At 61.5% G+C, this 21,352-nt stretch carries 25 protein-coding genes and 1 tRNA gene; 11 read left to right on the top strand and 15 right to left on the bottom strand.

The features are described from left to right. Positions 1–19 precede the first annotated feature (19 nt). From sdhA to FDP25_RS06950, 5 genes are all read left to right on the top strand, one after another. On the top strand, positions 20–1,825 hold the full coding sequence (sdhA, locus tag FDP25_RS06970) for a succinate dehydrogenase flavoprotein subunit (protein WP_154150226.1): 1,806 nt from the start codon (positions 20–22) through the stop codon (positions 1,823–1,825). A 55-nt stretch (positions 1,826–1,880) separates the two neighbouring features. After that, complete coding sequence (locus tag FDP25_RS06965) at positions 1,881–2,759, top strand: hypothetical protein (protein WP_154150224.1); 879 nt, start codon at positions 1,881–1,883, stop codon at positions 2,757–2,759. Between the two features lie 6 nt (positions 2,760–2,765). Continuing rightward, on the top strand, positions 2,766–3,098 hold the full coding sequence (locus FDP25_RS06960) for a succinate dehydrogenase (RefSeq protein WP_154150222.1): 333 nt from the start codon (positions 2,766–2,768) through the stop codon (positions 3,096–3,098). 13 nt (positions 3,099–3,111) lie between these two features. After that, entirely contained in the window at positions 3,112–3,891 is a 780-nt protein-coding gene (locus FDP25_RS06955; protein WP_154150220.1) for a succinate dehydrogenase iron-sulfur subunit, read from the top strand. Positions 3,892–4,057: 166 nt separating this feature from the next. Continuing rightward, positions 4,058–4,213, top strand: coding sequence for a hypothetical protein (locus FDP25_RS06950; RefSeq protein ID WP_154150217.1), 156 nt, complete (start codon positions 4,058–4,060; stop codon positions 4,211–4,213). On the opposite strand, the gene FDP25_RS06945 is transcribed toward FDP25_RS06950, so the two are convergent. Next, positions 4,201–5,112: a DMT family transporter gene (locus FDP25_RS06945; protein WP_154150215.1), complete on the bottom strand. Its 912-nt coding sequence runs from the start codon at positions 5,110–5,112 to the stop codon at positions 4,201–4,203. The two genes, FDP25_RS06950 and FDP25_RS06945, sit on opposite strands and share 13 nt — an antisense overlap. 112 nt (positions 5,113–5,224) lie before the next feature. On the opposite strand from FDP25_RS06945, the gene FDP25_RS06940 reads away from it, so the two are divergent. Both FDP25_RS06940 and FDP25_RS06935 read left to right on the top strand, forming a co-directional pair. Further along, complete coding sequence (locus FDP25_RS06940; RefSeq protein ID WP_154150214.1) at positions 5,225–5,434, top strand: hypothetical protein; 210 nt, start codon at positions 5,225–5,227, stop codon at positions 5,432–5,434. 8 nt (positions 5,435–5,442) lie between these two features. Beyond that, positions 5,443–6,285 carry an urea carboxylase-associated family protein gene (locus FDP25_RS06935; protein WP_154150212.1) on the top strand — a complete coding sequence of 281 codons (843 nt, stop codon included), beginning with the start codon at positions 5,443–5,445 and terminating at the stop codon, positions 6,283–6,285. Between the two features lie 3 nt (positions 6,286–6,288). Here the strand turns inward: FDP25_RS06935 and panC are convergent, their stop codons facing one another. Beyond that, on the bottom strand, positions 6,289–7,137 hold the full coding sequence (panC, locus tag FDP25_RS06930) for a pantoate--beta-alanine ligase (RefSeq protein ID WP_154150210.1): 849 nt from the start codon (positions 7,135–7,137) through the stop codon (positions 6,289–6,291). Continuing rightward, positions 7,134–7,961, bottom strand: a complete 828-nt coding sequence (gene panB, locus FDP25_RS06925; RefSeq protein WP_154150208.1) for a 3-methyl-2-oxobutanoate hydroxymethyltransferase — start codon at positions 7,959–7,961, stop codon at positions 7,134–7,136. Before panB ends, panC begins: the two co-directional genes overlap by 4 nt. Positions 7,962–8,118: 157 nt before the next feature. On the opposite strand from panB, the gene FDP25_RS06920 reads away from it, so the two are divergent. Next, entirely contained in the window at positions 8,119–9,591 is a 1,473-nt protein-coding gene (locus tag FDP25_RS06920; RefSeq protein WP_154150206.1) for an ABC transporter substrate-binding protein, read from the top strand. A 7-nt stretch (positions 9,592–9,598) separates the two neighbouring features. Here the strand turns inward: FDP25_RS06920 and FDP25_RS06915 are convergent, their stop codons facing one another. The 8 genes from FDP25_RS06915 to FDP25_RS06880 form a co-directional block, all read right to left on the bottom strand. Further along, the gene (locus tag FDP25_RS06915) at positions 9,599–10,093 is read right to left on the bottom strand and encodes a SixA phosphatase family protein (protein ID WP_154150204.1); all 495 of its coding nucleotides are present in this window, start codon (positions 10,091–10,093) and stop codon (positions 9,599–9,601) included. Beyond that, positions 10,090–10,722: a ferredoxin gene (locus FDP25_RS06910; protein ID WP_154150202.1), complete on the bottom strand. Its 633-nt coding sequence runs from the start codon at positions 10,720–10,722 to the stop codon at positions 10,090–10,092. Before FDP25_RS06910 ends, FDP25_RS06915 begins: the two co-directional genes overlap by 4 nt. Further along, positions 10,719–11,513: a sterol desaturase family protein gene (locus tag FDP25_RS06905; RefSeq protein ID WP_154150200.1), complete on the bottom strand. Its 795-nt coding sequence runs from the start codon at positions 11,511–11,513 to the stop codon at positions 10,719–10,721. The genes FDP25_RS06910 and FDP25_RS06905 overlap by 4 nt, the downstream gene beginning before the upstream one ends. A gap of 71 nt (positions 11,514–11,584) precedes the next feature. Beyond that, the gene (gene argB / locus FDP25_RS06900) at positions 11,585–12,448 is read right to left on the bottom strand and encodes an acetylglutamate kinase (protein ID WP_154150198.1); all 864 of its coding nucleotides are present in this window, start codon (positions 12,446–12,448) and stop codon (positions 11,585–11,587) included. A gap of 54 nt (positions 12,449–12,502) precedes the next feature. Continuing rightward, positions 12,503–13,198, bottom strand: coding sequence for an ABC transporter ATP-binding protein (locus FDP25_RS06895; protein ID WP_154150196.1), 696 nt, complete (start codon positions 13,196–13,198; stop codon positions 12,503–12,505). Further along, positions 13,198–13,905, bottom strand: a complete 708-nt coding sequence (locus FDP25_RS06890) for an ABC transporter ATP-binding protein (protein ID WP_154150194.1) — start codon at positions 13,903–13,905, stop codon at positions 13,198–13,200. Before FDP25_RS06890 ends, FDP25_RS06895 begins: the two co-directional genes overlap by 1 nt. After that, the gene (locus FDP25_RS06885; protein ID WP_154150192.1) at positions 13,902–14,846 is read right to left on the bottom strand and encodes a branched-chain amino acid ABC transporter permease; all 945 of its coding nucleotides are present in this window, start codon (positions 14,844–14,846) and stop codon (positions 13,902–13,904) included. Before FDP25_RS06885 ends, FDP25_RS06890 begins: the two co-directional genes overlap by 4 nt. Next, positions 14,843–15,769, bottom strand: a complete 927-nt coding sequence (locus FDP25_RS06880; RefSeq protein ID WP_154150190.1) for a branched-chain amino acid ABC transporter permease — start codon at positions 15,767–15,769, stop codon at positions 14,843–14,845. The genes FDP25_RS06885 and FDP25_RS06880 overlap by 4 nt, the downstream gene beginning before the upstream one ends. 314 nt (positions 15,770–16,083) lie before the next feature. Here FDP25_RS06880 and galE point away from each other — a divergent pair, with 314 nt between their 5' ends. Further along, complete coding sequence (gene galE, locus FDP25_RS06875) at positions 16,084–17,064, top strand: UDP-glucose 4-epimerase GalE (RefSeq protein WP_343031979.1); 981 nt, start codon at positions 16,084–16,086, stop codon at positions 17,062–17,064. Between the two features lie 431 nt (positions 17,065–17,495). Here galE and ykgO read toward each other — a convergent pair whose 3' ends face one another. Together ykgO and FDP25_RS06865 are read right to left on the bottom strand one after the other, a co-directional pair. Then, complete coding sequence (gene ykgO, locus FDP25_RS06870; RefSeq protein WP_008562923.1) at positions 17,496–17,621, bottom strand: type B 50S ribosomal protein L36; 126 nt, start codon at positions 17,619–17,621, stop codon at positions 17,496–17,498. 80 nt (positions 17,622–17,701) lie between these two features. Beyond that, positions 17,702–17,776: transfer RNA gene (locus tag FDP25_RS06865), tRNA-Val, on the bottom strand. Positions 17,777–17,922: 146 nt separating this feature from the next. Between FDP25_RS06865 and FDP25_RS06860 the strand changes: the two genes are divergently transcribed. Next, positions 17,923–18,786 (top strand): N-formylglutamate amidohydrolase, encoded by an 864-nt coding sequence (locus FDP25_RS06860; RefSeq protein ID WP_154150186.1) that lies wholly within the window; start codon positions 17,923–17,925, stop codon positions 18,784–18,786. Between the two features lie 5 nt (positions 18,787–18,791). On the opposite strand, the gene FDP25_RS06855 is transcribed toward FDP25_RS06860, so the two are convergent. Further along, the gene (locus tag FDP25_RS06855) at positions 18,792–19,367 is read right to left on the bottom strand and encodes a TetR/AcrR family transcriptional regulator (RefSeq protein ID WP_154150184.1); all 576 of its coding nucleotides are present in this window, start codon (positions 19,365–19,367) and stop codon (positions 18,792–18,794) included. 103 nt (positions 19,368–19,470) lie between these two features. On the opposite strand from FDP25_RS06855, the gene FDP25_RS06850 reads away from it, so the two are divergent. After that, on the top strand, positions 19,471–20,064 hold the full coding sequence (locus FDP25_RS06850; RefSeq protein ID WP_154150182.1) for an NAD(P)H-dependent oxidoreductase: 594 nt from the start codon (positions 19,471–19,473) through the stop codon (positions 20,062–20,064). A 2-nt stretch (positions 20,065–20,066) separates the two neighbouring features. Here the strand turns inward: FDP25_RS06850 and FDP25_RS06845 are convergent, their stop codons facing one another. Beyond that, a complete protein-coding gene (locus FDP25_RS06845; RefSeq protein WP_154150180.1) occupies positions 20,067–21,320 on the bottom strand; it encodes a DNA polymerase IV in 1,254 nt (417 codons plus the stop codon). Positions 21,321–21,352 lie beyond the last annotated feature (32 nt).

Genomic DNA, 21,352 nt, shown 5'->3' with positions numbered 1-21,352 from the left:
GACGCGGAGTTTTCAAGCAATGGCTGCTTACGAATACGAGACACATGAATACGACGTGGTTGTGGTCGGCGCCGGTGGCGCGGGCCTGCGGGCGACATTGGGCATGGCCGAGCAAGGCCTGCGCACCGCCTGTGTGACCAAGGTTTTCCCGACACGAAGCCACACCGTGGCAGCACAAGGCGGCATCGCGGCCAGCCTTGGCAACATGGGGCCCGATAGCTGGCAGTGGCATATGTATGACACGGTGAAGGGGTCTGACTGGCTGGGTGATACGGATGCGATGGAGTATCTGGCCCGCGAAGCGCCCAAGGCGGTTTACGAGCTGGAGCACTATGGCGTGCCGTTCAGCCGGACCGAGGAAGGCAAGATTTACCAGCGGCCCTTCGGTGGTCACACCACGGAGTTCGGCGAAGGCCCGCCCGTGCAGCGGACCTGTGCCGCCGCCGACCGGACCGGCCACGCGATTTTGCACACGCTCTATGGTCAGAGCCTGAAGCAGAAGGCCGAATTCTACATCGAATATTTCGCCATCGATCTGATCATGAGCGACGATGGCGCCTGTACCGGCGTTGTCTGCTGGAAGCTGGACGATGGCACGATCCATGTGTTCAACGCCAAGATGGTTGTTCTGGCGACCGGCGGTTATGGCCGGGCCTATTTCAGCGCCACCTCGGCGCATACCTGCACCGGCGACGGCGGCGGGATGGTGGCCCGTGCGGGCCTGCCGCTTCAGGATATGGAGTTCGTGCAGTTCCACCCGACCGGCATCTATGGCTCCGGCTGCCTCATCACCGAGGGCGCGCGCGGGGAAGGTGGTTACCTGACCAACAGTGAAGGTGAACGGTTCATGGAGCGCTATGCGCCCAACTATAAAGACCTTGCGCCGCGCGACTATGTCAGCCGGTCGATGACCATGGAAATCCGCGAGGGCCGCGGCGTGGGCGCCAATGGCGACCATATCCACCTGAACCTGTCGCACCTTCCGCCCGAGGCACTGAACCTGCGGCTGCCGGGTATTTCCGAGTCGGCCAAGATTTTCGCCGGGGTGGACGTGACGAAAGAGCCGATCCCGGTTCTGCCGACCGTGCATTACAACATGGGTGGTATTCCGACGAACTACTGGGGCGAGGTGTTGAACCCCACCAAGGACGATCCGACCGCTGTCGTACCGGGCCTGATGGCCGTAGGCGAGGCGGGTTGTGCCAGCGTGCATGGGGCGAACCGCCTTGGCTCGAACTCGCTTATTGACCTTGTGGTCTTTGGCCGTGCCGCTGCAATTCGTGCGGGCAAGGTCGTGGATCGCGATAGTGCTGTGCCTGCGACGAACACGGGTCAGGTGGACAAGGCCTTGGATCGTTTCGACGGGTTGCGCAATGCGGATGGCGCGGTTGCCACCGCCGAGTTGCGCGACGAGATGCAGCGGACCATGCAAGAGGACGCGGCGGTGTTCCGGACCTCGAAAACCCTTGCCGAGGGCGTTGAGAAGATGGGCAAGATCGCGGCCAAGCTGGATGACCTCAAGGTCACTGACCGCAGCCTTGTGTGGAACAGCGACCTGATGGAAACACTGGAGCTGACCAACCTGATGCCGAACGCACTGGCCACGATCACCGGGGCCGAGGCGCGTAAGGAATCGCGTGGGGCGCATGCGCATGAGGACTTCAGCAAGCGGGACGACGAAAACTGGCGCGTGCATACGATTGCGCGGGTTGAAGGGAATAAGACCAACCTCAGCTATCGCCCGATCATCGAGGACCCGCTGACCAACGAGAAAGAGGGCGGCATCAGCCTCAAGACGATCGCGCCCAAGGAACGGACGTTCTGATCAGGTGTTGGAGCATGTGGGCATTGAGCGTGACGCAACCGGCGCGGGGCCAGAGATGACAGCCCCGTTGCACGATATGCAGGATGCGCCCGAATGGGCGCAACTTGGCATCGTGCCGGGGGTGGCGCTCAGGGCCTTCGGGATGCGCCGGTCGGGCAATCATGCGATTGCCGACTGGATCATGCGCAATGCACCCGGCGATCACGCGGTGTTCCTGAACAATTGCAAGCCGGGGGCCTCGCCCTTGGACAGTTTCGCCTCGATCGAAGTGGATGGCGAAAAGCAGGCCGTGCGCCGCGCGCGGGGCAACCTGCCCGGCGAGACCACGCGCATTGGCGATGGGGCGCTTTTGCTGGTGTCTTATGAGGATCTGTCGCCCGCGGATTTCGGAAAGAAGCGGCAGGTGTCCGGTGCTTTCAACGCGGACCTGTTTGACTTTGACATCCTGATTTACCGCAGTTTCCTGAACTGGTCGGCGTCTCTGATCAAGAAGCTGCAAAGCAATCCGGGTTATGGCCCGATGCGGCGGGTGGCGATCATGCTGAACACGGCGGATCGTTATGCCCGGATGCTGGAGCTTGTGGGGACTGCGCCGAATAACGGCATGGTGCCGATTTGTTATGATCGGTGGTTTGTGGATGGTGCCTATCGTGAGGGTGTGCTTGGGCAGCTTGGTTTGCCAGTGCGCGACAACGCGGTCGGCGAAGTGCAAAGTTATGGCGGCGGGTCGTCTTTTCAGAAAGATGCCGCCGCGCCTGAGGAGTTGCAAACCAGCGAACGCTGGCGGCAGATGGCGCAGGACGCTGATTTCCGCGCCTTCCTGAGTATTGCCGCGCGTGAGATGGATTTGATGGCGCAGGTTGAGGCGCATTTCCCAGAGGATGCCGCACGCCTGATCCAGGGTGATTTGGTAGCGAGTGTGAGCGAAGGGTAAAAAGACATGACCGTAACGATCAAAATAGCCAGCCTGATCTGTGCCGCCGCGATCCTGAGCGGCTGTGCAACGGCCAATGGTGTTGCCGATGCCGTGGCGCGCGACCGGGCCAAGACGGTGGTCAATGGCGTGGTCGAAGAGCGTTTTCCCGGGGTGGATGCCCGCCCTGTGACCGACTGCATCATCGATGCGGCCTCGGCCGGAGAAATTATCGAGATTGCTGGTGCCAGCGTGACCGGCGTGACCCAATCCACGGTTGAGCAGGTGGTGGAGATTGCCGCCCGCCCCGAGGCCGTGAACTGTATAGCCGACAATAGCCTGACCCTATTGGGCGGCTGAAAGGAGTAGAAAGATGGTTCAACTCACACTCCCCAAGAACTCGCGCATGACGTCGGGCAAGACATGGCCCAAGCCCGAGGGCGCGACCAACGTGCGGAAGTTCCAGATTTACCGCTGGACGCCCGATGACGGGAAGAACCCCAGCGTCGACACCTATTTCGTCGATATGGACGATTGCGGGCCGATGGTTCTAGATGCGCTGATTTACATAAAGAACAAGATCGACCCGACGCTGACGTTCCGGCGCTCGTGTCGTGAGGGTATCTGTGGGTCATGTGCGATGAATATCGACGGGATCAACACGCTGGCCTGTATCTATGGCATGGACGAGATCAAGGGCGACGTGAAGATTTACCCGCTGCCGCATATGCCAGTTGTAAAAGACCTGATCCCCGACCTGACGCATTTCTACGCGCAACACGCCAGCATCATGCCTTGGCTGGAAACCAAGACGAACCGCCCGGCGAAAGAATGGAAGCAATCCATCGAGGACCGTGAAAAACTGGATGGTCTTTATGAATGCGTGATGTGCGCCAGCTGCTCGACCGCCTGTCCCAGCTATTGGTGGAACGGTGACAAATACCTTGGGCCGGCGGCCTTGTTGCATGCCTATCGCTGGATCATCGATAGCCGGGACGAGGCCACGGGCGAGCGCTTGGATGATCTGGAAGATCCGTTCAAGCTCTATCGCTGTCACACGATCATGAACTGCACCAAGACCTGTCCAAAGGGATTGAACCCCGCGAAGGCGATTGCCGAAATCAAGAAGATGATGCTGGATCGCGCTGTCTGATCGGTTTTGAGACTGCCATTTTTGAAAGCCTCGGTCATGGAGCCGGGGCTTTTTTCTTTACCTAAGGGAACTTGCGCGTCACGCATACCGATTCTGCAGAACTGTCTGTTCTACGCTGCGCTGCGGCATATTAGGTGTAGGAGCACAGTAACGATGGAGCACGCTGATGGCCCTTCCCGCAGAAAAGCCGCAACCCCAAGCCCAACCTGCCGCCCAAGTGGCAGATTGGTACGAAGTGTATTACACGCCTGAGCCCGCAAATGTGCCGACCGCGCCGGAATTGAGCGTTCTGGATCAGATGTTCGCCTATTACGACGCCTGATCTATTTCCGTGTGGGTCTTTTCCCTGCGTTCGAACAGGATCAGGCCCACACCGGCCAAAACGATGACCCCGCCGATCATGACCTGAACACTGAGGCTTTCGCCAAGGAAAATCGCGCCGCCGATCACGGTGAAGACCGGCAGGAGCAACAGGAATGGGGCAACTTGGCTGACCGGGTTGCGCCGGACGAGCGTATACCAGAGGCCATAGCCAAGGGCCGTCATCACCAGTCCAAGGTACAAGACGGCGCCCCAAACGATCCAATCGGCGCTTTGGATGGCGGCAATGTGATCGGTTTCCACGAGTGCGGACATGACGAAAAGTTGCGGCGCGGCCATGATGGCGACCCATGCGGTGACGGTGAGACCGTCGATATCATTGAGATTGCGGATCATCGCCTGACCCACGGCCCAAGTGGCCGCGCCCGCGATGACAAGCAGGACAGAGGTTGAGGCCGCCGCGATGCTGGGCTCGCCGGAAATCTGGTAGACGCCGAAGAAGGCCAGTGCGATGCCCGCCCACTTGCGCCAGCACGGGCTTTCCTTGAGGGCGAGGGCCCCCAGAAGGGTGAGAAAGGGGACTTCGAGTTGGACTATCAGCGCGGCGACGCCGGCATCGAGGCCTTTCAGGCCGGTATAGGTCAGGCTGTATTGTAGTGCTGCCGAAATAAACGCAATCAGGAATAGACTGCGCAGGTGGGCCAAGGGCGGCTTGACGAACCACACGAGCGCCATGGCGGTGACGGTAAAACGCAGCGCCATCAGAAGGATCGGCGGGAAATGCGCGATGGCCGCCTTGGCAAAGACCAGCCCCATTCCCCATAGCAAGGCGACGGAAAGGCCCATGACGATGTCGATGGGGCCGAGCGTGGGGCGGTGAAGGGGTGGTACGATTGTCATGCAATGACACAAGCATGGAGGCTTTGTAACATTCTGTTCTGTTCGCGACATCGGGTGTAGGTGGCATTGCGCGGATGCTGTGCTAGGCAGGGATCATTTAGGGAGGCAGAATTTGATTGTTGTCGCCGGCCTGATTCTGGCTTTCATCCTGATCCTGATTTTCTCCAACCGGCGCACGCGGGCCTGTCGCTGGCGCGAGGACCGGCGTGGGGATCGCGACGGGCAGCGCAAGTATCGCTGTATGGCCTGTGGGGCCGAGGCCTTTACATCCAACGGAAAACCGCCTTTGGATTGTCTGGCACATCAACGCCCCCGCCAATGAGGTGATCCATGTCCCAGCCCAAGGATGCCGACGCGCGCCGCGCGATCAAGCCGGTGATCTGTTACCCCAATGAAACGCTTCCGGTGCCGAACCTGGCGCTTTATGCGCAAGCGCGCGCAGGGGCCGAGAAGGTGAGCGAGGTTCTGGTGCCGCCGCGCGATGCGGCCTGTTTCCACGCCAAGACAGGGCAGTTCTTCCGAATTTCCAGCGTCGATGGTCCGCAGGTGGGGGATTTGAACCTGTGGAATGCCAATGACCTCAACGAGCGGTTCTATTCCGGCAAGTCGCGGGCCTTGCATGGTACGCACCTGACGACAGGGGAGCGGATGTGGTCCTCTTTCCCGTATTTGCGCCCCATGGCCACGATCACCGAGGATACTCTGGGCTGGTACGGGATGGATCAATATGGCGGGTCGGTGCATGACGTGATCGGCACGCGGTGCGACCCTTATACCGGCAACCTATTGTCAGGGTCGCAGTATCATCATTGTTGTCATTCCAACCTGACGCGGGCCTTGGCGGATGAACTGGGGGTGAGCCTGCAAGAGGCCGAGCCGCATGTGCATGATGTGCTCAACGTTTTCATGTGCACCGGATTTACCCGCGACACGGGGCAGTATTTCATGAAGGCCAGCCCCGTGCGGCCCGGCGATTACCTTGAATTCTTTGCCGAAGTCAATGTTTTGGGCGCGCTGAGTGCCTGCCCGGGCGGGGATTGTTCGGCGGAACATTCCAGCGATACGGCGGCTTGTTATCCGTTGTTGGTGGAGGTGTTCGCGCCACAAGAGGGTGCACTTGGCGATTGGCAAAGCCCGCCCGTGAATGGGTATGACCTCAGTCACGGGCGGTAAGCGTCAGTCGCCGATGGCGATATTGTCGATCAGGCGGACGCCCGCCAGATGCGCGGCAGCAAAGAGGCGCGCCGGGCGGGTTGGTTTTTCAAGATATGAAAGATCATCCTGCGCGCGCATCTCAAGGTATTCGACCTTGGTGAAGCCCGCGGTTTCCAGGCGTTTGATGGCGGCGGATTGAAGCGGGCCGAACGCCTCACCTTTGGCGACACCTTCGGCCAAACCTTCCATTTCCTCGAACAGGCGCGGGGCGGTGACGCGCGCGCGGTCCGACAGAAGCAGGTTGCGCGAGGACATCGCCAGACCGTCGATTTCGCGGATGGTGGGGCAGCCGTGCACGGTGATCGGGATGTCCAGATCGCGGGCCATGCGGCGGACGACAAGAAGCTGCTGAAAATCCTTTTCGCCAAAGAAGGCGTCGCTGGCCATGGTTTGCAGGAACAGTTTGCTGACCACGGTGGCCACGCCATCGAAATGGCCGGGACGGTGGGTGCCCTCCATCACATCGGTCAACCCGTCGACCGAGACCGTCGTGGCGAAGCGCTCGGGATACATTTGATCGCCATCGGGAACATAGACCGCATCGACGTTGAAACGCGCCAGTTTTCGGGCGTCGTCCTTTTCGGTGCGGGGGTAGTTTTCAAGGTCGGCGGGGTTGTTGAACTGCTTGGGGTTCACGAAGATCGTGACAATCACCCGGTCGCATCGCTCCTTGGCGGCCTGCACCAACGAGAGGTGCCCATCGTGCAAAGCGCCCATGGTGGGAACAACACCGATTTTTTCGCCTGCGCGCAACCATTGGATGGTTTCGGCGCGCAACTCGGCCAGTGTGCGGATGATGGGCGGGGTCATTTGCCGGGGGCCTTGTCTGCGAAGGTGTGCTCGGGGGCCGGGAAGCTGCGGGTGCGGACCTCGTCGGCATAGGCGCGGATCGCGGCCTCGCCATCTTCACCCAGAGTGCCGTAGCGTTTGACGAACTTGGGTTTGAAGGCGGTGAAGAGGCCCAGCATATCGTCGACCACAAGGATTTGCCCGTCGCATCCGGCGGAGGCGCCGATGCCGATGGTGGGAATGGCGATTTCGGCTGTGATCTCATCGGCCAGTTTCGCGGGTACCTTTTCCAACACGACGCTGAAGGCGCCGGCCTCGGCCACGGCCCGGGCGTCGGCCTTGAGGGCCTGCGCCTCATCATCGCGGCCCTGCACCTTGTACCCGCCAAGCGTGTTGATGGATTGCGGCGTCAGGCCGATATGGGCCATCACGGGAACACCACGCGCCACGAGGAAGGCGATAGTCTCGGCCATATGCATCCCGCCTTCCAGTTTCACGGCCGCGGCCCCGGTTTCGCGCATCAGGCGGGCGGCATTGCGAAAGGCCTGTTCGGGGCTTTCCTCGTATGAGCCGAAGGGCATGTCGATCACCAGCATGGTCTTGGTCAGGCCACGCGCCACGGCTTGGCCGTGCATGACCATCATGTCCATGGTGACGCCTAATGTGGAAGGCATACCATGCAGGACCATACCAACGGAATCGCCGACCAAGGCAAAGTCGCAAACCCCGTCCATCATCCGGGCCATGGGGGTGGTATAGGCCGTCAGGCTTACGATGGGCGTTCCCCCTTTCATCGCCCGGATGTCATCGGGAAGGGGGGCGGTTTTGCGGGCGGTTGCACTCATTTTGGTCACCGGGGGTTGCTGCGTTGCGGCGCTGAATATCAAGTCCGGGGCGCGAAAGCCATAATTCTATTGTCGCGGCGTGACTTGATTACGCTGCGAAATCATCCGAGACTTGTTCGCAGAGCGCCTAAACGGCGTGCAAAGAAGGAGACGAGGGATGAAACGCTTGACTTTGGCCGCACTGACCTGTGCGGCGACATTGGGGGCGGCATCCGCCTATGCCCAGAGCGATATTGTTGTCGGGCTGAATTTGGAGCCGCCGCATCTGGACCCGACAAGTGCCGCGGCGGGAGCCATCGATCAGGTGCTATACGCCAATGTCTTCGAGGGTTTGACACGGTTTGCATCCGATGGATCGGTAAAGGCGGGTCTTGCAGAACGGTGGGAGATTTCCGAAGACGGGCTGCAATACACCTTCTACCTGCAACCGGATGTGACGTTTCACGATGGCACGGATTTCACGGCGGACGACGTGAAGTTCAGCCTCGACCGCGCGCGCGCCGAAGACAGCCAGAACGCGCAGAAGGCCCTGTTCGAGGGAATCGAAAACGTCGAGGTCGTGGATGACCTGACGGTGCGCGTGACCCTCAAGGCGCCGGATGGGAATTTCCTGTTCAACATGGCCTGGGGCGATGCGGTGATCGTGGCGCCGGAAAGCGTTGAAGGCATCAAGCAAAAGCCGGTGGGCACCGGGGCCTTCGCCTTTGACAGTTGGGTGCAGGGGGATCGGATCACCCTGACGAAGAATCCCGGGTACTGGGGTGAGGCGGCCAAGCTGGATCAGGCGACCTTCAAGTTCATCAGTGATCCGACGGCGGCGTTCGCCTCGGTCATGGCCGAGGATGTGGATGCCTTTCCCGGATTCCCGGCCCCGGAAAACCTGCCACAGTTCGAGGCCGATCCAAGGTTTCAGGTTCTCATCGGATCGACCGAGGGGGAAACGATTCTGAGCACGAACAATAAACTGCCGCCGCTGGATAATCCGAAAGTGCGCCGCGCGATTGCCCATGCGATTGATCGCAAGGCGATCATCGACGGGGCGATGTTCGGGCTTGGTACGCCGATCGGCACGCATTTTGCACCGCACAATCCCGATTATGTGGACCTGACTCACCTGTCGGACTACAACCCAGAGCTGTCGCGGCAATTGCTGACCGAGGCGGGCTACGAGGATGGATTCACCACAACCCTGAAATTGCCGCCACCGTCCTATGCACGGCGGGGCGGTGAGATCATCGCGGCACAGTTGCGTGCTGTGGGCATCGAGACCGAGATCACCAATCTGGAATGGGCCCAGTGGTTGGAACAGGTGTTCAAGGGCAAGGATTACGGCCTGACCATCGTTAGCCACACCGAGCCGTTCGACATCGGCATCTATGCGCGTCCCGATTACTATTTCCAATACGACAGTCCGGCGTTTCAGACATTGAATGAAACGCTGGCGGCAGAGGCCGATCCCGAGGAACGCTCGGAGCTGTTGGAGCAGATGCAGACCATGATCGCCGAGGATTACGTGAACGGTTACCTGTTCCAACTCGCGACGCCGACCGTGGCCAATGCGCGGCTGCATGGGCTATGGGAGGATGCGCCGACACAGGCGACGGATTTGACCAAAGTCTATTGGGAGTGACCCGGCGCTAGTCTGTCAATTCCCGTGGGATGACAAAGGCCAGTGGTGTTCCGCTGGCCTTTGTCATGTCGGACCAGTCTTCAATGTCAAACCCGGCCACCAAGGTCGCGCAGGTCGGATAATCGTGAAAGCGCGGGTGGTCGGGTGGTCGTGCAAGGATGATTTCGGCAAAGCCCGCGATGCCGGGATTGTGGCCCAACATCAGAACGTTCTGCCCCTTGGCCTGTGTCAGTGCCTTGAACATGCTGTGGGGGCTGGCGTGATAGAGATTATCGAGGAACTGTGCCGGGGCGTCGATGTTCAAACGGTCCAGGGTTTCGCGTGTGCGCACCGAGGAAGAGCACAACACCTCGTCCGGCAGATACCCTTCGTGCCGCAACCAATTACCCAAGGCCGTGGCCGAACGGCGGCCACGGCCGTTCAGGGGGCGTGCATGATCGGACAGCATGGGATCGCCCCAGCTTGATTTCGCGTGACGCATCAGGATCAGGCGGCGGGTCATTTGAAGGCCCTCATATGAAAGGCGGATTGCCCTTCGGTTCTGCCATGGGATTGGCTGACGGGGCAAGCGCGGCGCACGGCGCATCCGCGCGCCAGACAATCATTGCCCGCGCGGTCGAGATCGGTTTTGCAGGCGGCGACATCATAGCCATGAGGTGTCAGGGCATCGACGGGACAGGCTGACAGGCAGGGCCGGTCAGTGCAGGCATCGCAGGGGGACGGTGGTGGTTCGGGCAGCGCGATGTTCTGCGTAAATCCAAGTGCGCCGCGATAGGAGATCATCAGCCCGGCCTCGTCATGGATCAGCAGGCCCACGGGTGAGACATGCGCGCGCCCGCTGTCGATGGCCCATTGCACGAAGGGTTGCCATGGGGGGCCGTCGAAGGGAAAGAACGCCTCTGCGCCCAAGTCTTGGGCCAGTTTGGTGATCACCCGCTTCGACCAGCGGTCAAGCGGGTCGGGCTGGTCATCCGTGTACTCCGCGGAGGTCGTGAAATGCGGCCAGAACCCGGGGGGCCTCGGGCCGAGCAGGACCAGGGTGCCGATCCCTTCGGGCAGGTCCTTACCCACCCCGCCGAATACCGTGAGATGGTGTGGCGCCAGGGCCTTTTCTATCTGCTCCAGATTCATTTGCGCCGAAACGGCAGGCCAAGCGACCAGCCCAGTTTCGAAGGCCGGTCATCCTGCCATTCAAGGCCCACGGTCATATCGTCATGGCCCGCCTCGGGCTGCGGGACATAGGTGCCGAACATACGGTCCCAGATCGACAGGGAAAACCCATAGTTGCTGTCGTGTTCATGCCGGTGGATCGAGTGGTGGACCCGGTGCATATCGGGGGTGACAAGCACCTGCCGGACAATGGCATCCAGCCACAGCGGCAGGCGGATATTGGCGTGGTTGAACATGGCGGTGCCATTGAGGATGACCTCGAACAGGACGATCCCGATGGCAGGCGGCCCGATAAGGTAGACCAGCCCGATCTTGAGCAGCATGGACAGCGCGATTTCGACCGGGTGGAAGCGAATGGCCGTGGTCACGTCCATGTCACGATCCGCATGGTGGACACGGTGAATGCGCCAGAGGAGGGGCACCTTGTGGGTGATCAGGTGCTGCGCCCAGATCGCGAAATCGAAGATCAGCACGGTCGCCGTGACCTTGATCCAAAGCGGAGCCGCGACAGCCTGCATCACGCCCCAGCCATTGACCTGCGCGTCGATGGCCGCGCCAACGGCCAGCAACGGCAAGGCAAGCGCCAGCACGCGCAAGGTGAGCGTGTCGAGAATCACGATACCCCAGTTGGTGATCCAGCGGCGGCTGCGCGGTTGGCTGCGGGGGCGTCGCGGCACAAGGGATTCGATCAGGGCAAAGATCGCAAAGAGGCCGAGGAACACGCCCAGGCGAATGATGGCTTCGTTTTCCATGAGAGTAGATTTATGCCAAACACCAAGACGCGCAAGCCGGATCACTCCCTCTGACGCGACTGTGACAGGGGTTAACCGTCGCGAATGATCGATCCCGCGCCGTGATCTGTGAACAGCTCCAGCAGGCAGGCATTGGGCGCGCGCCCATCGAGGATAACGGCGGCGCGAACGCCCCCGTCAATCGCCGCAAGGCAGGTTTCGGTTTTCGGGATCATCCCGCCCGCGATGATACCTTGGGTGGTCATCTCGCGGATTTGGTCAGCGGTGAGTTCGGTCACAACCTCGCCGCTGGCATCTCGCACCCCGTCGATGTCCGTCAACAGTAAAAGGCGATCCGCCTTGAGGGCCGCGGCGATGGCCCCGGCGGCGGTGTCGCCGTTGACGTTGAAGGTTTCCCCGTTGCGGCCCGCGCCCAAGGGCGCGATCACCGGGATCGTATCATCGCGGAAGAGGGTATGAAGCAGGCTGGGGTCCATCTCGGAGGGCGTGCCGACAAGGCCAAGCGCGGGATCGGCGGCATCGCATGTCATCAGGTTGGCATCTTTGCCCGACAGGCCCACCGCCTTGCCGCCCTGGCCGTTGATGGCCTGCACGATGCGCTTGTTGACCCGACCGGACAGGACCATTTCCACCACTTCCATCGTGGCCTCGTCGGTGACGCGTTTTCCGCCTACGAAATCCGACTGGATGTCGAGTTTGTCGAGCATCTGGTTGATCATCGGGCCGCCACCGTGGACGATCACCGGGTTCACGCCCACTTGCCGCATCAACACGACATCGCGCGCGAAGCTTTCCATGGCCTCGTCGCTGCCCATGGCGTGACCGCCCAGCTTGATAACGACGATAGCCCCGTCATAGCGTTGCAGGTAAGGCAAGGCTTCGGACAGGGTGCGGGCTGTGGCGATCCAATCGCGGTTCATGTCTCTTTTCTTCATCGGTTGTCCCTCGCTTGCGGTGTTATCCCCGGATGGAGGCGCATTCGCAAGGGGTCAGACGCCGATGTATCGATCGACGATGGAATGATCGGCCCGCAGGTCTTCGGCATCCATGGTGGTGCCGTTACGACCGTTTTCGATAAAGGCCACGCGGTCGGCCACTTCAAGCACCGCATCGACCCGTTGTTCGACCAGAAGGATCGCAACCCCGGCGCTGCGCATCTTGGTCACGACCTGTCGGATGGCCTCGATCATCGAAGGTTGCAGACCCTCGGTCGGCTCATCCAGCAAAAGCGCCTTGGGTTTCAGGCAAAGCGCGCGGGCGGTGGCAAGCATCTGTTGTTCGCCACCCGAAAGGGTTTCGGCCCGTTGGGTCATGCGTTCGCGCAGGCGCGGAAAAAGGTCCAGTACCTCTTCCAAGGTTTCTTTGCCGTGTCCTCGGGTGCGTAGCCCGATTTCAAGGTTCTGGGCCACGGTCAGCCCGGTGAACAGGCGGCGGCCTTGCGGGATATAGGCGATCCCGGCTTGGGGCACCTTATGCGCAGGCAGGCGGCTGATCTCTTCACCGTCCAGCCGCACCGCGCCCGACATCAGCGGCAACAGGCCCATGATGGCCTGCATGGTGGTGGTTTTGCCCGCGCCGTTGCGCCCCAGAAGGCACAGGATCTCCCCCGGCGCGACACTTAGCGAGAAGTCCCGCAACACCTGTGCCTGACCGTAGCCCGCGTTTATGCGATCCAGCTCAAGCATCATCCGGTTCCCAGGTAGGCCGCCTGGACCTTGGGGTTTTCGTGAATCTCCTGTGGTGTACCCTCGGCAAGACATTCCCCGAAATTCAGCACGGTAACGCGGTCGGCCAGTTCCATCACGACGCTCATGTTGTGTTCGATCAAAAGGATGGTCGTTGTTTGGCGCAGCTCGTTGATCAGGGATTTGAACCGCTCGATCTCGCTGTCGGCAAGGCCTTGGGTGGGCTCATCGAGGATCAGAAGGCGTGGCTTCTGGACAAAGCCCATGGCGGTTTCCAGTAACCGTTGATGTCCATAGCTCAGGTTCCCGGCGTCTTCGTCGATGCGGTCTTGCAGGCCGACACGATCAAGGGCGTTTTCGACGGCATCGGTAACCTCGGCTTTCGGAAGATGGCGGCGGGCGGCAAGGGCCACGTTCTCGCGCGCTGTCAGCCGTGGGAAGACCGAGGTGATCTGGAAGGTATAGGCGATGCCGAGGCAAACACGCTTATGCGCGGGAAGGCGGGTGATGTCCTGGCCTTCGAAGTGCACGCTGCCCGAGGACGGCGCCAGACGCCCGCAGATCATGCTGACCAAGGTGGTCTTGCCCGCACCGTTGGGCCCGATCAGGGCGCGCACCTCGCCTTCGGGCAGGTCGAAATCGACGTCGGTCACGGCCTGTAGGCCATCGAAGTGTTTTGAGAGACCACGGGTCGACAGAAGGATCATGGCAGCCACCTCCAGACCCGGTGGCGCAACTCCCCGATCAGGCCCTGGGGGGCAAAGACCGTCAGCAAGACAAGCGTGACACCTGCAATCAGCATGTAGGCCGTGGTGATGCCCGAACTCAGGTCGATCAGGTAGAACATGAAGAGCGTGCCGATGAAGGGCCCAAGGACCGTGCCGGCCCCGCCCAGAAGCACCCAGAGCAGCGGGAATATCGAATACTGCACGCTGGCGAAACTGGCCCCGGCATAGCCGAACAGCAGGCCATAGGTTGCCCCGGCCGCGGCGGATATGGTGCCCGAGATCACCATCGCGCCCAGTTTGTGGGCGAAGGTGTTATAGCCCAGCATCGTTACCCGGTCCTCGTTTTCGCGGATGGCGACAAGGGTACGCCCGAAAGGCGCGCGCACGAGCGCCAGCGAGGTCAGAAGGCAGATCGCGAACAGGACAAACGCCGCGAAATAGCGGTTCGTGGGGTCGCTGAGGTCGATGCCCCAAAGCATGCGTTGGGCGGCCTGAATGACAAAGCCCTCGTCGCCGCGGGTGTAATCCGCGAAATAGAGGATGGTCAGGTATCCGGCCTGTGCGAACATCAGGGTGACGATCATGAAGGCCACGCCCGTCGTGCGCAGGGCGAGGACGGCCAAACCTGCCGAGACCGCGATGCCCGCGATCAGACCGGCCATAAGGGCAGGGGCCGCTGTAAACCCGGTATGCTGGAGGGTCAGGCTCAGCCCGTACATCCCGGCGGCAAAGAACAGGGCGTGGCCGAGGCTCAGAAGCCCGGTGTAGCCAAAAAGAACATTGTAACCAATGGCATAGCTCGCAAGCACCATGATCCGCGCAAGGTTGCCGTGGTGGTAGGCGGGCAGCACGAACTGCAAGGCGAAAAGCAGGACGAGCAGGCCAAGGTGCAGGCCTAAGATGCGGCGGGTGTCCGTCATACGGTGCGTGTCCCGAACAGGCCATGTGGCCGGAAAACAAGGACAAGGCCGACAAGCAGGGTGGCGAGGATCTTGGCGAGCGTGGGCGAGAAGAAGACCGAGATGATCCCGTCGGACAAACCAATGAGAATGGCGGCCACCAGTGTTCCGGGCAATGACCCAAGGCCGCCGATGATGACGACGATGAAAGACAGCAACAAGGGATCGGCACCCATAAGGTAATGCGCCTGCTGGATCGGAACGACAAGGACCGCGCCCAAGGCCGCGAGGGCCGCGCCGAAGCCGAAGACAAGGGCATAGACACGTTCCACCGGAATCCCGAAGGCCAGCGCCATGTCGCGGTCGGCCTGCGTGGCGCGCATGAGCAGCCCCGCGCGGGAGCGGGTCATCAATAGCCAGACCCCGACGAGGACAACCACGGCGGCGGCGATGACGGCGAGCTTGTAGGAGGTGGTGGAGAGGCCCCAAGGGTAATAGAAGTCGAGGCCAGAGTCACCGAATTCGAACCATGGCAGGGCGATACGCTGATTGAAGGGGGCCTCGACGGGCCGTGCCTCGGGGCCGTATATCATAAGCGTAAGTTGTTGAATTATATACAAAAGACCGATGGTGGCGACAATCGTGCGCTCGGGATCGTAGTTGATCCGCTTCAAAATGGTCACGTCCGCCAGAACGGCGATGGCCCCGACGGCCAGCGGCGCGACGATCAGTGCGGCGGCGAAACCGATGGCGGGGTGGCCGCCGAAGGCCTGGGCGGTGAACCATGCGATGACCGCGCCGAGCATGAAAAACTCGCCATGGGCTATGTTTACAACGCGCATCACGCCGAAGACCAGGGACAGGCCAACGGCGGTGAGGGCCAGTACGGCGGCGGTGACGGCGCCTTCGAGGGTGGCGAGCAGGATATAAGGACCGAGTTCCATGACGCTTAAAGGGTTGACCCCAAGCACGGCGAAAGGGCAACCCCAATTTTGCCACGACCACCCCCCGGAAAAACGTACAAGTTGTACGTTTCGTACGCGAGTTTCGTACGAAATTCGGGGGCTGGCGGGCGAAGACCGTACGAGTCGTACGAAAATCGGTGCCGGTCCGGGGGCATCCCGGCGCGGCGCGCGGTGCTGTCAGGTGACGTTAGGAATTGCGCGGCAGGGTGGCGGCCTGGCGGGCGTGAAGTTGTATCTTGTTAACATCGGTCCGGATTGCTACCGCTCGGGCAACCAAAACATGGGAGAGTGTCGTGGAGCGAGTTCTGGTGACAGGAGGGGCGGGGTATATCGGCTCTCATGCCTGCAAGTTCTTGAAACAGGCAGGGTATGAGCCGGTCACCTATGACAACCTGTCGACGGGCTGGCGCGACGCGGTGAAATTCGGCCCTTTCGAGCAGGGCGAACTGGAAGACCGCGCGCGGCTGGATGAGGTCTTTGCCAAGTACCAGCCTGTCGCGGTGATGCATTTCGCGGCCCTGTCCCTGGTGGGGGAGGCCATGGAGAAGCCGGGGCTGTACTGGCGCAACAATGTCTGCGGCTCGCTGACCCTGATCGAAGCCAGCGTGGCGGCCGGATGCCGGAATTTCGTTTTCTCATCGACCTGCGCCACCTATGGCGAGCATGACAACGTGGTTCTGGACGAGGACACGCCGCAAGAGCCCTTGAACGCTTATGGCGCGTCAAAGCGGGCCATCGAAGACATCCTGCGCGATGTCGAGGCGGCGCATGACCTGAAAAGCGTGATCTTCCGCTATTTCAACGTGGCGGGTGCGGACCCCGAGGCCGAAGTGGGCGAGGCGCATGAGCCCGAAACCCACCTGATCCCGGTGGTTTTGCAGGCAATCGACGGGCAGCGTGACAAGCTGACGATCTATGGCACGGATTACGACACGCCCGACGGGACCTGTGTGCGCGATTACGTGCATGTCTGCGATCTGGTGGATGCGCATATCCTTGGCCTCAAGCAGCTTGAAGCGGGCAAGGGAAGCGCGGTTTACAACCTTGGCACGGGGGACGGGTTTTCGGTGCGCGAGGTCATGGACGCCGCCCGCGCCGTGACCAATCTGGAGGTGCCGTTCGACGAGGGCCCGCGCCGCGAGGGGGACGCCACCAAGCTGGTCTCGGGGTCGGAAAAGGCGGTGACGGAGCTTGGCTGGCGAACCAAGCGATCAACCATGCGCCAGATGATTGAGGATGCATGGCGGTGGCACAAGACAGGAGGCTATGCCTAGAGCCGGAGCCGCGTGTGATGTTTCAGAGCCGATGGCGGCTTTGAGCCCTTGTTGGGCATTCGATCGCGAAGGTCCAGCGCGGAATCAAGGCCGAAGGCCGCCGCGCATCGTCATGCTGAAAGCATGCCTCCGGCATGACGCCGCCCCCCGGCACGGCGATTTGGCAAAGCTAAGCACTCCGCTCATAGGTTTTTCGGACTTGGCTGAGATAAAGTGCCATAAACCAATCGTTGGATCGCCGCACCGCGGCCCGCCGATGCGCGGCTACTGCAATCTCCGCTACCTCCCGCAAAGCCGACCATTAGGGCAGGCGGCCCCTGAAGAATTCTTGACCGTTCCTGCCGGACATGGTGCCGTGCCTGCCGGGAGGCCGGCCCAAACGGAAAAGGCCCCGCCGGGTGGCGAGGCCTTCAAAATCGGATCCGTCCGGATCAGCCCTGACGGGCTTTGAACCGACGCTGAGTCTTGTTGATGACGTAGACGCGGCCTTTGCGGCGCACGACCCGGCAATCACGGTGCCGGTTCTTCAGCGAGCGGAGCGAGTTCTTGACCTTCATGGTCCTCTCCTACTTTGTCGCGGCGCGGGCCAGCGCCTGGGGTTACGGGCGTTCCGCGTGAAAGCGAAACAGTGAATTCATGGTGGGCGATACTAGGTTCGAACTAGTGACCCCTTCGATGTCAACGAAGTGCTCTACCACTGAGCTAATCGCCCATGAATACCTTTGCGAAACCGCCCCAACGAATAGGGGCGCGGAATTCCGCGCCAGTAGGCCGGGTCTATAAAAGGAGTCGGCGGGGGGATCAAGGGCTTTTAGAAACACAATTTCAGTCTATGATAAAGTGCAACAGGAGGGACGGATGCCAAAGGCCGCATTTCATCTGACGCACCCCGAACGGCGGACCACCAGCGTGGTCTTTGCCTCGCCCCACAGCGGGCGGGATTATGCATGGTCTTTCCTGCGCAAAACGGCGCTCGACCAGCATCAGGTGCGGTCGTCGGAAGATGCCTTTGTGGATCAGCTTTTCGAAGCGGCGCCGCGGTTGGGGGCGCCTTTGCTGAAGGCCGGGGCGCCGCGCGCCTATGTGGATCTGAACCGCAGCGCCGATGAATTGGACCCGGCTCTGATCGAAGGGGTCGGCAAGCTGCGGCACAATCCGCGTGTGGCCTCGGGGTTGGGGGTGATTCCCCGCGTGGTGGCCAATGGCCGGGCGATTTACCGTGGCAAGCTGCCGCGCGCCGAGGCGGAGCGGCGTATCGAGACCTATTGGCGCCCCTATCACGAGGCGCTGGCCGGGCAGTTGGACCAGGCGCACCTGATGTTCGGGCAGTCGATTCTGGTGGATTGTCATTCGATGCCGCACGAGGCGATGGAGTCGGTCGTGCGGATGGGGGCGAAGCGGCCCGAGGTTGTCCTGGGTGACAGGTTCGGCGCGTCGGCCAGTGACGAGGTGGTCAGCCGGATCGAGGCGGCCTTCCAGGCGGCGGGTTTGACCGTGGTGCGCAACACGCCCTTTGCCGGGGCTTTCATCGCGCAGCATTATGGCCGCCCCTCGCGCAATCGCCATGCCGTGCAGATCGAGATCGACCGCGCGCTTTACATGAACGAACAGTTGATCCGCCCGAATGGCAATTTCGGCGCGTTCAAGCGGTTGCTGGAGGGGGTGATCGCGGAGCTGGTCGAGGTTGGTCGCCCCAAGGCCGCGTCGCTGGCCGCCGAATAAGGGTTTCAGCCTTCGGGCAGAAGCCAGGCGTGCAGATAGGTCGATAACCTGTCGGGCAGGGGCATTTCATTGTTGATGGCGCAAAAATCGAGGGCGAGGGCCTGAAACACGAAGGCCTGTATGCCTTCGCCCATCAATCCCGGCGAGATGTCCTTGCGGAAGGGGGCGTTTGCCAGAAGCGGCGCGAAGACCTCGTCCTGTCGGGCGAAGGTGAGGGCGATGGGCCCGATGGTATCGCGTGCGGCAGCGCCCGAGTGGCGCAGGATCACGTCGAAAACGTAGCGTTCGCAGCGCATGAATTCGAGCATCGGCATCAGGATGTCGAGCAGCGCTTCGATGCTGTCCGGGGCGGGCGTGGTTTCGATCCTGTCGAGCTGTGCATTCAGTTCGGCCGCGATCAGGATTTCCATCAGCGCGTCCTTGTCGTGGAAATGGGCAAAGAAGGTGCCCTTGGCCACGCCCGCGCGCTCCGCGACATCCTGCGTGCGCAGCCCTTCGTATCCGACCTCGGCGATGATCTCTTGCGCGGCGTCGATCAGGCGGGCGCGGGTTTTCAGGGTGCGGGATTGTGTTTTCGTCATGGGGTAGCAATCGCATATATTTTGACCGGGGTCAAATTTATAATTGACCGTGGTCAGTTTTGCCTGTACTGAAAGTGACCATGGTCAATAAATGGAGCGACTCATGGAACGTAAACGGATTTTCATACTTGATGGGCACCCGGCGCAGGGCACGCTTTCGCAATCCTTGGCGGAGGCTTATGCCGATGCGGCAAGGGCGAAAGGGCATGAGGTGCGGCTGGCGCATCTGAGCGACCTGGACTTCGACATGGATTACGAGCAGGCGGGTTATGTGAATTCCAAGCCCTTGGAACCAGGGCTTGAGCAGGTCATGGCGGATATCGAATGGTGTCAGCATCTGGTGATGGTGGCGCCGATGTGGTGGGGCAGTTTGCCTGCCAAGCTGAAGGGCTTGTTCGACCGGGCGTTCCTGCCGGGGCGGGCCTTCGATACGCGGAACCTGTCAAAGATCGGGATGCCCGCGCCGATGCTTCAAGGCCGGACGGCACGGGTGATCGTGACCTCGGACACGCCGGGATGGTTCCTGCGGTTGCGCTATGGCAACGCGATGATCCGGCAAATCCGCGGGCAAATCCTTGCCTTTGTCGGGATCAAGCCGGCGAAAGTGTCGTATTTTGCCGGGGCCAGCCATCCGAAGGCGGGACAGGTGCAGGGGTGGCTTGAGACAATCGCGGGGCTTGGGGCCAAGGCGGCCTGAGGTCACCGCAGGGCGCGGCCCTTGAGGATCGCGCCCGCGCCGTATTTCTGCCGGATGGAATCGGTGGCGCGTTCGGCGCTGGCGCGCGCCTTTGCATCGGGGTCGAGCAGGTCGCCGGATAAATCGGCGCTGTCCTGGGGAACCAGATCGGACACCCCCACGCCGATCAGGCGGTAAGGGGCGTTGCCTTCGACCTGATCCATCAACCCGCGGGCGGTGCGATAGAGCGTGTCGGCCAGTTGCGTGGCATCGCGCAGGGCCACGCGGCGGGTGAGCAGCGCGTGATTGGCGCGCTTGAGCTTGAGCGTGACGACCCGGCCCGCGATGCCCTTGGCCTTGGCGCGGTCGGCGACTTTCTCGGACAGTCGCCACAGGTGCCCGTCGAGGATGTCGGGATCGGCGGTATCCTCGGAAAAGGTGGTTTCGTTCGAAATGGATTTCATCGGCGAATTCGGGCTGACGCGGCGGGCATCCTGCCCGCGGGCGAGATGCCAGAGCCGGTCGCCCATGGACCCGAAGCGTGCGATGAGGTCGGTTTTTTCCCACCTGAGCAAGTCCGAGATGGTACGAATACCAGCGGTGTCGAGAGCGGTTCGTGTGGCAGCGCCGACGCCCCAGATCAGGCTGACGGGCTTGTTGTGCAGAAAATCGGCGGTTTCGTCCGCGCCGATGACGGAAAACCCGTGGGGTTTATCCAGATCGGAGGCGATTTTCGCCAGGAACTTGTTATGGCTCAATCCGATAGAGCCGGTCAGGCCCAGTTCCTCGCGCATGGTTTTGACCAGTTTGGCGAGCATCACGGCAGGCGGTGCGCCGTGTAGGCGGGCGGTGCCTGTGAGGTCGAGAAAAGCCTCGTCGAGCGAGAGGGGTTCCACCGCCGGGGTCAAATCCTCCATCAGGGCGCGGATTTGGCGCGAGACCTGCGAATATGCCTCCATCCGGGGTTTGATCACCACGGCCTCGGGGCACAGCTTGAGGGCCTTGAACATCGGCATGGCCGAGCGGACCCCCTGAATCCTTGCGATATAACAGGCGGTCGAGACCACGCCGCGCCGCCCGCCGCCGATGATCACAGGCTTGCCTTCAAGGCTGGGATCGTCGCGTTTTTCGACGCTGGCATAAAAGGCGTCGCAATCCATGTGGGCGATGGAAAGGTCGAAGAGTTCGTCATGCGCGATGATGCGCGGGCTGCCACAGGCCGGGCAGCGGGTGCCGGAGGGAAAGGTTTCAAGGCAGTCGCGGCAGAGGGCGGGCATGGCAAATGTCAATCCTGCGGGTTACCGGAATT

It is taken from the genome of Roseovarius bejariae (assembly GCF_009669325.1).
Classification (GTDB): Bacteria; Pseudomonadota; Alphaproteobacteria; order Rhodobacterales; family Rhodobacteraceae; genus Roseovarius; species Roseovarius bejariae.
Note: the sequence above shows the minus strand (reverse complement) of the source record. Positions and strands in the feature narration are given on the sequence as shown.

Bases quoted from the DNA above. Each gene is read 5' to 3' on its own strand.
- sdhA (WP_154150226.1), top strand. From the start codon at position 20: ATGGCTGCTTACGAATACGAGACACATGAATACGACGTGGTTGTGGTC.
- FDP25_RS06965 (WP_154150224.1), top strand. From the start codon at position 1,881: ATGACAGCCCCGTTGCACGATATGCAGGATGCGCCCGAATGGGCGCAA.
- FDP25_RS06960 (WP_154150222.1), top strand. From the start codon at position 2,766: ATGACCGTAACGATCAAAATAGCCAGCCTGATCTGTGCCGCCGCGATC.
- FDP25_RS06955 (WP_154150220.1), top strand. From the start codon at position 3,112: ATGGTTCAACTCACACTCCCCAAGAACTCGCGCATGACGTCGGGCAAG.
- FDP25_RS06950 (WP_154150217.1), top strand. From the start codon at position 4,058: ATGGCCCTTCCCGCAGAAAAGCCGCAACCCCAAGCCCAACCTGCCGCC.
- FDP25_RS06945 (WP_154150215.1), bottom strand. From the start codon at position 5,112: ATGACAATCGTACCACCCCTTCACCGCCCCACGCTCGGCCCCATCGAC.
- FDP25_RS06935 (WP_154150212.1), top strand. From the start codon at position 5,443: ATGTCCCAGCCCAAGGATGCCGACGCGCGCCGCGCGATCAAGCCGGTG.
- panC (WP_154150210.1), bottom strand. From the start codon at position 7,137: ATGACCCCGCCCATCATCCGCACACTGGCCGAGTTGCGCGCCGAAACC.
- panB (WP_154150208.1), bottom strand. From the start codon at position 7,961: ATGAGTGCAACCGCCCGCAAAACCGCCCCCCTTCCCGATGACATCCGG.
- FDP25_RS06920 (WP_154150206.1), top strand. From the start codon at position 8,119: ATGAAACGCTTGACTTTGGCCGCACTGACCTGTGCGGCGACATTGGGG.
- FDP25_RS06915 (WP_154150204.1), bottom strand. From the start codon at position 10,093: ATGACCCGCCGCCTGATCCTGATGCGTCACGCGAAATCAAGCTGGGGC.
- FDP25_RS06910 (WP_154150202.1), bottom strand. From the start codon at position 10,722: ATGAATCTGGAGCAGATAGAAAAGGCCCTGGCGCCACACCATCTCACG.
- FDP25_RS06905 (WP_154150200.1), bottom strand. From the start codon at position 11,513: ATGGAAAACGAAGCCATCATTCGCCTGGGCGTGTTCCTCGGCCTCTTT.
- argB (WP_154150198.1), bottom strand. From the start codon at position 12,448: ATGAAGAAAAGAGACATGAACCGCGATTGGATCGCCACAGCCCGCACC.
- FDP25_RS06895 (WP_154150196.1), bottom strand. From the start codon at position 13,198: ATGCTTGAGCTGGATCGCATAAACGCGGGCTACGGTCAGGCACAGGTG.
- FDP25_RS06890 (WP_154150194.1), bottom strand. From the start codon at position 13,905: ATGATCCTTCTGTCGACCCGTGGTCTCTCAAAACACTTCGATGGCCTA.
- FDP25_RS06885 (WP_154150192.1), bottom strand. From the start codon at position 14,846: ATGACGGACACCCGCCGCATCTTAGGCCTGCACCTTGGCCTGCTCGTC.
- FDP25_RS06880 (WP_154150190.1), bottom strand. From the start codon at position 15,769: ATGGAACTCGGTCCTTATATCCTGCTCGCCACCCTCGAAGGCGCCGTC.
- ykgO (WP_008562923.1), bottom strand. From the start codon at position 17,621: ATGAAGGTCAAGAACTCGCTCCGCTCGCTGAAGAACCGGCACCGTGAT.
- FDP25_RS06860 (WP_154150186.1), top strand. From the start codon at position 17,923: ATGCCAAAGGCCGCATTTCATCTGACGCACCCCGAACGGCGGACCACC.
- FDP25_RS06855 (WP_154150184.1), bottom strand. From the start codon at position 19,367: ATGACGAAAACACAATCCCGCACCCTGAAAACCCGCGCCCGCCTGATC.
- FDP25_RS06850 (WP_154150182.1), top strand. From the start codon at position 19,471: ATGGAACGTAAACGGATTTTCATACTTGATGGGCACCCGGCGCAGGGC.
- FDP25_RS06845 (WP_154150180.1), bottom strand. From the start codon at position 21,320: ATGCCCGCCCTCTGCCGCGACTGCCTTGAAACCTTTCCCTCCGGCACC.